Raw genomic sequence first — 11,680 nt, forward strand, 5'->3', positions numbered from 1 at the left:
TCATTATTTAACAAAAAACTTTTTTAGCAATGAGGCAACTTTAGATTTAAAAAAATATGGTATAAAATCAACTAATTTCTTTTTATTCTTAATATTTATGTCGTGAAATGAAAATTCAGACTCTTTAAAATTTAAAATTGTTTTTAATTTTGTCTCAGCCCATTCCTTCTCTAAAATATTGCCCATATGCCAAACATATGCTTTAGGAGAAGATAATCTCCATAAGCCTGATTTGTCAAAAGGAATATCTAAATAAATTGCTTCTGTACCTCCTGAAGCACCTATATATGTTTTTTCTTTTGGCACATACTTTAATGTTGGTGATTTTCGAATTGTACAACAAAAATGACCTGCTCCAATAATATAATTTTCATCACTTTTAACGCATAAGATTTTATCTTCAAACATTTTATTTGTAAATACTAAATCCCTCCCTATACTTCTATGAAAATGCTCCAAATCTTCGAATGAACATACTTCATTTACTTGTTTTTTATTAAAAATAACTTGCCAAAAATTAGAAACAATAGTAGCGTCGGCATGAGAATAATTATTTGGCGTTGGATTCATAGAGACAAAACCTGCCTGGGGTATATTTTTAAACATTTGAAAGGTTTGAAAAAGCCATCCTTTATCAAAAAAAACATCCGCATCAGAATATGTAATAAATTCTTCAAAACTTGCTCTTGTTTCAGTTATGATAGCATTCATTTTCCCAACATTATCTTTGTTAAAAATTACCCTATCGATTTTACCTTTAAAATATAAGTCATTCAAATAATTATTTACTTCCTCCGAACATCCATTTGAAATTAATGAAATTACTGTATCTTTATTTATTGTCGACAATAGAGATTCAATACAAACTTTTAAAACATTAAAAGAATCTTTAAAATAACCTTCATTATTAGGTATATATATAGGAATTATAACCCTATGTGAAGCTTCATTTATATTTATAATCTTATTTGAATTTGGATTAAAACCTATTCGCATTTTATTTTATATAAAAATTATTCTCTTTTAATTTTTTATAAAGATTCTCTTTAGAAACAACAACATTCTCACTTGAGAATTCATTAAATTCTACACTTGAATTATCATAAATATTATGATAATGCATCATATATAAATTTGTTTTTTTATCTAGATAGGTTCTAGGAACTTCTTCTCTAGAAATCATAATTTCATGGATTTTTTCAGAAATTCTAGGTACTCCTTCTGTATATTTCAATCCAAACTCTTCCTGGTATATTTCAAACAAATCTTTCACCTTAAAACTTGGAATATTCGGAATGATATTAAATCCTGTAAACTCAAAAGAATTTTTAATTAAGGTTACTGCTTCTTCCACATCAATCATGAAACGAGTCATTTCTTTTGAATATAATTTTAACTCATACTTATTTTGTATTGAGTCTAAAATTAACGGAATAATACTTCCGGTTGAATTTAAAACATTTCCATAAATTGCAGTAGTTAATTTTACATTCGAGTTTTCTGCATTTACAATAAAAGCTTCCCCTCCAATGAACTTCATTGAACCATATAAGGTTGTAGCAGCTCTACTTTTATCTGAAGAAATAAAACATGCCGCTTTGAAATTATTTTCTTCTGCTACATTTCTTGAATTAATTGCTCCGTTTATGATAGTTCTTATTGCTACATCGACATTTTGATCTACTGCTTCTATTTGTTTTAAGGAAGCGGCAAAAATCCCATAATCATGCCCTTTAGCTGCTTTATTCATTAATTTGAAATCGGCAACATCTCCAATTACACACCTAATTTTAGGAAACTGTTTTTTTAAATAATAATGTTTCGCCTCATCTCTGCTGTAAATAGTAATTTCAGCTTCATCATAAAAACGTTTAACAATTTCTCTTCCTAAGTAGCCTGCACCTCCTGTTATAAATAATCTCACTTCTTAAATTTTATAATTTGTATAATCTAAATATGTTTGAAACAAATGTAATTCTAATTCGTTATTTATCACAGGAAACTTATTTAAATTAACTGCATTTCTAAATTCAACTAATTTCAAATACACTTCTTCAACTGAAATTTCTGTATATGTAATCTCATTTTGTTCTAATGTACCTATTATAGCCACAACATTGTCAATATAATTCAATTTTACTAAATTCTTATTATGCTGTATTTCTAGATCATTATGTATATTATAGCAAAAAGTAGCAACAAATGATGTTTTATAAGGTTTAGCATATCTTCCGAATATATTAGGCAACTTATAGCTAACAAAATTACTATCCACTTCTAAACAATATCTTTTAAACAATTCTTTAGATTCTCGTTTAGCAATACCATATGGTGTTTCTAAATCTTCTTGTATAGAAGATAAAAAGACTACATTGACCTTATTTTCAATATTTTTCAAACCATCTATAGTAGCTATTGCTAACTTACGATTTTCTTCTAAAATTTCATTTGGATCAGAACTTCTATGCAAAAAGGCACCATGAATTAACCAATCCAATTCTTTTAAATCAGAAAGCTTAGACAAATAATCTCGACCAAGTTCAATTACTTCATATTTTAGAATATGTCTAAAATAATTCATTAAATGAATCCCAACGAATCCTTTTTCTCCTGTAATAGCTATTTTCATATTACAAATTGAAGATTTTTTTTTATTTTAGTCATTTAAAGCTCTTATTAGAAATTAAAAGTCTATTTTAATTAAACATTACAATAGGCAATAGATACTATATTTTAAAATAGAATTAATGTTGTATATTTTTTTCGTCACCATTTTATAAATTAAAACCATTTGAACTATAAAAAATCACACAAACAAGGTGTAATTAAAAATTAAAATATAGTTCTTATACAAATCTAATAAATAATGTAACTTCTATAATATGAAAGTGCACTATTATCTTATAATTAATGTTTTAAAAGTCTTTTTAAAAAAATTTTCACATTGTTCTTATTTAAAAACCAGATATTAGAAATTTTAAAAACATTTAAAATAACCAGAATAAAAGTAGTTTTATTTAATTCTTTCAATTGCATAAAACAAAGTTTGTTTTTTAACAGACTATAATCATCACTACTTAATCTATTTGTTTTATGATAAAAATCTATAACATTTTTCAAATATAATGGTAAATTTATGTACTCTTTTGTTTGCGAAGATATATTTTCATTATGAATTCTATAATAAACCATTGGGTTGTCTAAATAATAAAATTTAGTTTCAAAAGAACAACGAGTCCAAAATTCTACATCTTCTCCAGCTGCAGGCATTTCTTCATTAAAATACCCTACTTTATCTACTACTTCTTTTCTCACAAAAGATGTAGGCATCATTACAGTCCAATTACCTATCATTCTCATTTTAACATCACCATGCTTAACTTCTGGTTTTCCGGGACGGCCAACTATTTTACCTTGTAAAATTCCTTCATTATTAATTACTTCACAACAACCATGAACCAAACCAAATTCTGGGTTTTGTTCTAATATTTGGACTTGTTTCTCTAATTTATTAGGCAACCAAATATCATCATCATCAACAAATGCTATGTATTTCCCTACAGCTTTACTAATTCCAATATTTCTAGGCTTTGAGGGTCCTCCACTATTTGGAATTTTAACATATGCTACCTTTTCGTATTTTTCACATAGCAATAAATTATCATCTCCAGGGGTTCCATCATCTATAACAATAACCTCGTAATCTTTAAAATTTTGATTTTTTATACTATCTAAAGTTAACTTTAAATATTGAGTCCTATTGTATGTAGGAATAATTATGCTTACCAAAAGATTTTGCATTTTTTTTTATAAATTAAATTTAGAAAAAATAAATCTAAACAAATATTTTATGAATTTTAAACGTATTCTTAAAAAACCAAACCCTTTAAGATTTATAATTTGTGTCAATGAAATCTTCCCTTTTTTAAATTTAAGCCACCAAACTTCATTTATATACTTTTCAATAAAAACATTAATCTTAGATTCATCTGGATACATGTTTAGATAACCCAGATACTCTTCAAACAATAATTCTCTTTTTGAAAAACTAATTTTAGTTGTGGTTGATTCTGGATGGCGTCTGAAATTATTTAACTTTTTATTTAAAAAAATAATATCCTTTTTTTGAATAAGCCATGTCCAAAAAAACAAATCTGACATTTGTCTGTAATTAAATGTCTCGTCTGGAATAGCAATTTTGGGTCTACGAAACACAACACTACTACCATTAGTTATTAAAGGATTGAAAGGAAAACTGTTAATTACAATGTCATTTGACACTATGCCGAATGAGTCATTTGGAATATTTAATAGTGATGTTCTTTTCCTACTATCGTACAAATAATTACATTCTTGATCAACATAATTACTAGTACAAAAAACTAAAGGCAATGAACTGTTTTTATCCAACATACTAACGGATTCCTCTAAAAAGGATGGATCTGAATAATCATCTGTTTCAGCTATCCATACATATTCGGTTTCAACAAGCTCTAATCCTTTTCTCCATGAATTATAACCACTCCCAGAATTGATTTCATTTACAATAAAATATTTGACTTTAAAACTTGGATTATCTTCAATAAATTTTGTAATAATTTCTACACTATTATCAGTTGATTTATCATCAATAATAATTGCTTCCCAATCTTTATAAGTCTGATTGGCAATGGTTGTTAAACGATCCATCAAAAATTGACCGTGATTATAACTTGGAACTATTATTGAGACTTGTGTCATTGAAGAATATTATATTTATTAAATTTTATTTCATCTAGAAAGCAAACGACGAATAGCTTTTTCAAAAATAAATTTAGAAAATTTTAAAATTCCAATAGTTTTAAAAAACTTTTTCACGATAAGTCCAGTTAAATAACTATTAGATTTCTTAATTTCATTTAAACGATTTCTATATTTAATATCTGATGTGTAATACCTAGATATTAAATTTGAACTGAAAATATAGAATTCCTCATGCGTTAATATACTCTTGAAACAATCAACAACTTTTAATTGGTTATCATCAATACCAATAGTCATCATTCTGCCTTCTGGATTCATTCTGTAATAAGCCAATGGTTTGTTAATAAAAATAAATTTATCTTGTTTCTTAAATAATTGAACCCATACCACCCAATCCTCTTGAGCTGATAGATTTTCAGGGAATCGAATTGCTTCAAATAATGATGCTTCAAAAAAACCACATTGCATTTGAATAGAAAAAGAAACATTCCATTCTGTCAAAAATCCTTGAACTGAAAAAAAACGCTTATCTAATTCGCAAAAAGGAGGGAAAATTTTCTTTGAATCATTTGAAATCATTTCAAAATTTGAGATAACTATCTCTAAACCTTTATTTTCCGAAGTCAAAAGTTCATTTAATGATGCTTCAATTTTAAAATCATTTAAAAGATCATCGGCATCTAAAAATTGCAAATATTTGCCTTTAGCCTTTTCAATTCCTAAATTTCTTGCACTACTTACCCCACCATTATCTTTATAAATATAAATAAATCTCGGATCTTTTTTTGTGAAACCTGATATTATTGTTGCCGAATCATCGCTACTACCATCATCAACTATTATACATTCCCAATTTGTATGGGTCTGTTTACAAACTGACTCAAGTGTTTCATTTAAGTACTTGGCCTGGTTATAACAAGGAATTATAATAGAAACTAATACACTCATTACTCTTTCATTATTTTATTAAAAAACAAATCATATTCACTTGCAATCCTTTCAGGATGAAATCTGTTTTTGATTTCTAAATATTCACTTGAATTAAAATAACTAGTTATTTTATCACTGGTTATTTCTTTAATTACATCTTTATAGTTTCTAGTTTTTAAATCTAAGACGGGAAAACTAAAACTATTAGCAACTTCTGTCAAATTACCTATTTTAGGGATTACCATGGGCTTATCAAATGTAAGTCCTAAAAACAAATTTCCTGAATTTAAATTTCTTAATCTTGGAATAACAATTAAGGAAGACTTTTTAACTAAATCGATCATGTAAGGATATTCGATAAAATTATATCCAAAAAAATACTGTTCTTTCTTAATTGGAAAACAATATAAGAACATCATTAGCCACTTATATATTTTTCTTGTTCTGTATGGCAAAAAAGATGGCAATTGCCAAAATGGAAACATGTTAGGTACAACTAACAATTTGTTTTTATTTGGAATTTTTTTAAAAACTTCAAGAATTAGCTTAACTTCTTCTTTTGACCTAATTGCTCCAATTACTACTACTATAAATTTTCCATCAAAATTTAAAGCAATTTTTTCTTCTATATTTTTAGTAATAAAATTGTTACGTAAACTCTCATATAGTGGATGATAAATAACAGTATGCTGGCTATTTTTAGAAAAAAACTTTTTATTGTTTTCTAATGAAAATTGACCTAAATGAATTACACCATCAACATATTTGTATATTAATTCAAATAAATATCCAAATTTATTATCTTCATCATAATGCGATTTATCATCATTTAATATTAAAATAATCTTAGCATTTTCTTTCCACTTTTTAATTTCAAACTCAAGTTCAGTTAATTGATTTTGAGTTGGCATTTTAAAATCAAAAATTGCCTCGGGGAATTGAATATTTACAATATCACAACTTGTATCAAACTCATTATATTGCCCAAAAACAAATTCGTTTTTTGAAAAATTAATTATCTCATCAAAATAAACATTCCTATCTTTTTTATGTGGTATAAATACTTTCATACAATTCAACTAATACTTCTTGATAGAAATTACATTGATAAATTAAAATTATATAATTACTCAAAAATCATTCTTACTTTAATACTTCTTTGAGTTTTTTCTTAGAAAACAATACGATATAAACTCTAAAGAAAAGTGAAACCCATTTTTTTCCTAATCTGGTTTCTTCTATTTCTTTAAGCATTTTAAACCTGTTGGAATTCAATAAGCTTCTATTTTTATTCAGTTCGAGTCTATTTGAAACCAATTCTTTATAATCATTCAAAAAAGGTTTAAAGTATTCATTCAACACTTGATTCCTTTCCTTTGAATTATCTTGTAAAAAACTAATTCCATCTAAATAAAAAACGGATAGAAAACCATCTACTTTTAAATAACTACAATTATATTTAAATAATGCTAAAATGCAAAATTTCCAATCAGATACTATTTTCAAGCTTTCATCATAAAGTCCAACAACATCAAAAACACTTTTTTTAATGTAGGTATTGGAATGAGATAATGAGCTTGTATACATATGTGAAAAATCTATTTCAGCAGGAAATTTAACTACTCCTGAAATATTATCTCCCACTCTATATTCGTCAAAAAAAACCATATCATACTCATTTGCAAAAGAATGATATTGTTCCAAAACTTGACTATTATAAAAATGATCACCACTATTCAAAAAAAGCAAATATTCTCCATTTGCTGCATTGATACCTTTATTCATTGCATTATAAATACCTTTATCTGGTTCACTAACCCAGTAATCTATGTATTTACTTTGACTTTCTATATAATCAGCGCTACCATCAATCGAGCCACCATCAATAACTATGTACTCAAACTCTTTCCAAGTTTGATTTATAACACTTTCTAAAGTTTTCTTTAGTCCATCAAGGTTATTGTAATTAATAGTTATTATCGATAAAATGGGCATTGTTTGATTTTTTTTCAATTTCTAAATCTGACACTATCATTTCTTTAACTAAGCCAGCTAAATCATATTTAGGTTTCCAATTTAATACAGTATTGGCTTTAGTTGGATTTCCAATTAACAAATCTACCTCAGTAGGTCTATAATATTTAGGATCCACTTTTACCACTACTTTACCAATTGGCAATTGATATTGAGGATTATTACAAGCAACTACAGTTCCTACTTCATTTTCATTTTCACCTGAAAAATTTAATTCAATTCCACATTCAGCAAATGCCATAGAAACAAAATCTCGGACATAAGTTGTTTTACCGGTTGCAATTACAAAATCTTCGGGTTTATCTTGTTGTAACATTAACCACATTGCTTCTACATAATCTTTTGCATGTCCCCAATCGCGTTGTGCATTCAGATTACCTAAATATAAACAATCTTGTTTTTTTAAAGCAATTCGGGCTACAGCCATAGTAATTTTTCTGGTAACAAATGTTTCACCTCTTCTAGGAGATTCATGATTGAATAAAATTCCATTGCATGCAAACATATTGTACGCTTCCCTATAATTTTTAGTAATCCAAAAACCATAAATTTTTGCTACTCCATAAGGAGAACGAGGATAAAAAGGTGTGGTTTCCGACTGAGGTACTTCTTGCACTAATCCGTAAAGTTCTGAAGTAGAAGCTTGATAAATTCTAGTCTTGTGGGTTAACCCTAAAATTCTAATCGCTTCTAAAATTCTTAGCGTTCCGATACCGTCAACATTTGCCACGTATTCTGGAGAATCAAAACTAACTTTTACATGAGACATTGCACCCAAATTGTAAATCTCGTCAGGTTGAACTTCCTGAATTATTCTAATTATATTAGTAGAATCTGTTAAATCACCATAATGCAATTTAAAATTGACATTTTTTTCGTGTAAGTCCATATATAAATGGTCAATTCGTTGCGTGTTAAAAGATGACGCTCTTCTTTTAACACCATGAACCTCATATCCTTTTTCTAATAATAACTCAGCCAAATACGATCCGTCTTGACCTGTAATTCCCGTTACTAAAGCTCTTTTCTTCATTAGTTATCTTTAATTTATCTTCTAATATTTATCTCTTACTAACAAGTTGTAAACATACTTATAATTTGTAATTTAAGATAAAAATTTTTCTTTATATACTTTTAAAACCCCTTCTTCTAATGATATTGATGCATTCCAACCCATTTTATTTATTTTAGAAACATCCATTAACTTTCTTGGAGTACCATTTGGCTTTTCAGAGTCCCATACTACTTCACCTTCATAGCCAACACATTTTTTGACTAATAAAGACAAATCTTTTATTGGTAAATCAACACCTGTACCTACATTAATATGGCCTGATTCTTCATACTTGCTGATAAGAAAAAAACAAGCTTCTGCTAAATCATCTACATGTAAAAACTCCCTTTTTGGAGAGCCATCTCCCCACAAAACCACTTTCGATTCACCATTAACTTTGGCTTCGTGGAATTTTCTCAACATCGCTGGTAAGACATGTGAATTTTGTAAATCATAATTATCGTTAGGTCCATATAAATTAGTTGGCATAGCAGATATAAAATTACAATTGTATTGACTTCTGTATGCATCACACATTTTTATTCCTGCTATTTTAGCAATAGCATAAGGCTCATTAGTTGGCTCTAATTCTCCTGTTAACAAATATTCCTCTTTCAAAGGTTGAGGGGCCAACTTTGGATAAATACAACTTGAACCTAAAAACAATAGCTTTTTTACATTATGTAAGTAACTTTGATGAATAATATTATTTTGAATCATCAAATTGTCATATAAAAATTCTGCTCTATAAATATTATTCGCGTGAATACCGCCCACTTTTGCAGCAGCTAGAAACACATATTCTGGCTGTTCTTGTGCAAAAAAAGTAGCGACATCGGTAGTGTTTCGCAAATCAAGTTCAGCTGAAGAACGTGTTACTATATTACAAAAACCTTTGCTTAACAGATTTCTGTGAATAGCACTTCCTACCATCCCATTATGACCTGCTATATAAATCTTCGAATTAATTTCCATTGTTCATTATTACATCGTAAAAATATACGAAATTAGTGGTTATTTTTTTACTATCTAGGCTTTTTATATTATTACTTTAATTGCACTCTATTTATTTAGAATATTGATACAATCAAAAAAGAAAAACATTATAAACCTTTTATAAAAAATTCTTGTTTTACCCTATCAAAAAATATCATAGGCGGATAATTAAAATACCTTTTCTTCTTTTGAATCATTTTTGAATAGAAAAAATTATTTATAATTTTCTTTACAAAAACAAATTTCACTTCCTTAACTAAAGTATTATATTTTTTTATCTCTTGTATTAGTTTCTTTTCTTCAATTGGAATATTATTTTCAACTTCTTCCTGAATTTTTGCTTGTGCTTCTTTTATATATAAATCTAAAAAATCTAACGATAACTGATTTTTAGATCGTTGTCTAAAGCCTCCTAAAAGCGCTTGAGTAACAAATAATTTCTCATATCTAAAAAAACGAAGCCATAATTCTAAATCACCAGCATATTTTAAATCAGTTGCTAATTTACTACCCGAAGTCTCCCACAAAGAACGTCTCCAAAAAGTGGATTCTTGCTGAATCCATTCAAAATTACCTAAATAATAATCTAATTTAGACCATCTTTTAAAATCGCTTACCGCTACTGTTCTTCCCATTTCATCAAAAGTTGATGGAATACCTTGAATCCAATTAACATCTTTAAAATTAAAAAGTTCAGCCACGATAAATAAAGCTTTTGGATGGTATAAATCATCAGAATTTAACCACGCCATAATTTCACCTGTTGATTTATCAAATCCTTTTTGAATAGCATCATACAGGCCTTTATCAGGTTCACTTATCCAATAAGCTAACTGACTTTCATATTTTTTTATAATCGCAACTGAATTATCTGAACTTCCTCCATCAATAATGATATACTCTAAATTGGGATAATTTTGAGACAAAACGGATAGAATCGTTTCTTCAAGAAATTCACCTCCATTATAATTTGGTGTTACTATTGATATTTTGGGAAAGTTCTTCATCAAAATCACTAATATCTTTAAGAATTATTATTGTTATTATTTTCAATATGTTTTAACCAGAATTCTTTATTACCGCCATAACAATGATCTTCACGATACCAAGCATGGCAACCAAAAGGAAGTCCATTTAATTTACTATATAAGAAACAAGGCTCTCTGTCCCAACAAAAACCTAAAACTGATTCAACAGTTGGAGCAGTCAATATTTTATATTTTAAATTCAACTCCATGAATAAAACATCCTCATTCGCATTAAAATTAGCTATAAAATATTTCAAACTATTCTTTAGACTAAAAAACTTAAATGGTATTTTAAACATTCCTATTAAAAATGCTTTATTCCCTAACTTTAGATTTGCTTGATTCTCTATTATTAGCTGTTTCACAGACTTTAAAGGATACTTTTGGGTTGAAAAAACTTTAATTATTGAATCAATTTTACGCAATGAAAACCCTCCATTTCCAGGAAACCAAAATTTAGCTCCTAAATTGGGATCGCCATGATAATCTTCAAACCATATTCCACCTATATAATCAAACCCTTTTTTTGCCCAATCTAACAATTCATCTCTAAAAACATAGCAATCTGTTTGATAAATGAGCATATATTTAAATTTTTCAAAAGTCTTGTAAAAATGATGACTTAACAACAGTCTATTATAACCATTTAAACTTTCAAAATAAAAATCATCAAAAAAAACAAAATTTGTTATACTTGGAAATTTATTTTTATAATAATCAAGATTTATTTTTTTAGAACAAATGAAATGTATTGAATAATCAGAAAGCAACTTAACACATTGTTCAACAGATTGAACTTCAAAAACATTTAATGCTTCTTTATAAATTGGAATAACAACACAAATTTCTTTTTTGTTCATCTTGATTTAACACACTTAAATTGATTTTATTTTTA

Annotated in this window: 12 protein-coding genes; all 12 read right to left on the minus strand. The window is 27.4% G+C overall.

The features are described from left to right. Positions 1-3: 3 nt before the first annotated feature. Entirely contained in the window at positions 4-996 is a 993-nt protein-coding gene (locus OJ995_RS06375) for a glycosyltransferase family A protein (protein ID WP_264368669.1), read from the minus strand. 1 nt (position 997) lies between these two features. Beyond that, entirely contained in the window at positions 998-1,924 is a 927-nt protein-coding gene (locus OJ995_RS06380) for a polysaccharide biosynthesis protein (protein WP_264368670.1), read from the minus strand. A gap of 3 nt (positions 1,925-1,927) precedes the next feature. After that, positions 1,928-2,629 (minus strand): NAD-dependent epimerase/dehydratase family protein, encoded by a 702-nt coding sequence (locus OJ995_RS06385; RefSeq protein ID WP_264368671.1) that lies wholly within the window; start codon positions 2,627-2,629, stop codon positions 1,928-1,930. Between the two features lie 278 nt (positions 2,630-2,907). Further along, a complete protein-coding gene (locus OJ995_RS06390) occupies positions 2,908-3,801 on the minus strand; it encodes a glycosyltransferase family 2 protein (RefSeq protein ID WP_264368672.1) in 894 nt (297 codons plus the stop codon). A gap of 6 nt (positions 3,802-3,807) precedes the next feature. Beyond that, a complete protein-coding gene (locus OJ995_RS06395; RefSeq protein ID WP_264368674.1) occupies positions 3,808-4,740 on the minus strand; it encodes a glycosyltransferase family 2 protein in 933 nt (310 codons plus the stop codon). 30 nt (positions 4,741-4,770) lie between these two features. Continuing rightward, positions 4,771-5,691, minus strand: coding sequence for a glycosyltransferase family 2 protein (locus OJ995_RS06400; RefSeq protein WP_264368675.1), 921 nt, complete (start codon positions 5,689-5,691; stop codon positions 4,771-4,773). Further along, on the minus strand, positions 5,691-6,743 hold the full coding sequence (locus tag OJ995_RS06405) for a glycosyltransferase family protein (RefSeq protein WP_264368676.1): 1,053 nt from the start codon (positions 6,741-6,743) through the stop codon (positions 5,691-5,693). The genes OJ995_RS06400 and OJ995_RS06405 overlap by 1 nt, the downstream gene beginning before the upstream one ends. Positions 6,744-6,816: 73 nt before the next feature. After that, entirely contained in the window at positions 6,817-7,686 is an 870-nt protein-coding gene (locus OJ995_RS06410) for a glycosyltransferase family 2 protein (RefSeq protein ID WP_264368677.1), read from the minus strand. Further along, on the minus strand, positions 7,640-8,740 hold the full coding sequence (gmd, locus tag OJ995_RS06415) for a GDP-mannose 4,6-dehydratase (protein WP_264368678.1): 1,101 nt from the start codon (positions 8,738-8,740) through the stop codon (positions 7,640-7,642). Before gmd ends, OJ995_RS06410 begins: the two co-directional genes overlap by 47 nt. Before the next feature lie 72 nt (positions 8,741-8,812). Then, the gene (locus OJ995_RS06420) at positions 8,813-9,736 is read right to left on the minus strand and encodes a GDP-L-fucose synthase family protein (RefSeq protein ID WP_264368679.1); all 924 of its coding nucleotides are present in this window, start codon (positions 9,734-9,736) and stop codon (positions 8,813-8,815) included. A 128-nt stretch (positions 9,737-9,864) separates the two neighbouring features. Then, the gene (locus tag OJ995_RS06425; RefSeq protein ID WP_264368680.1) at positions 9,865-10,764 is read right to left on the minus strand and encodes a glycosyltransferase family 2 protein; all 900 of its coding nucleotides are present in this window, start codon (positions 10,762-10,764) and stop codon (positions 9,865-9,867) included. 17 nt (positions 10,765-10,781) lie between these two features. Then, positions 10,782-11,645 (minus strand): DUF5672 family protein, encoded by an 864-nt coding sequence (locus tag OJ995_RS06430; RefSeq protein ID WP_264368681.1) that lies wholly within the window; start codon positions 11,643-11,645, stop codon positions 10,782-10,784. Positions 11,646-11,680 lie beyond the last annotated feature (35 nt).

It is taken from the genome of Flavobacterium lacisediminis, assembly GCF_025909975.1.
GTDB lineage: Bacteria > Bacteroidota > Bacteroidia > Flavobacteriales > Flavobacteriaceae > Flavobacterium > Flavobacterium lacisediminis.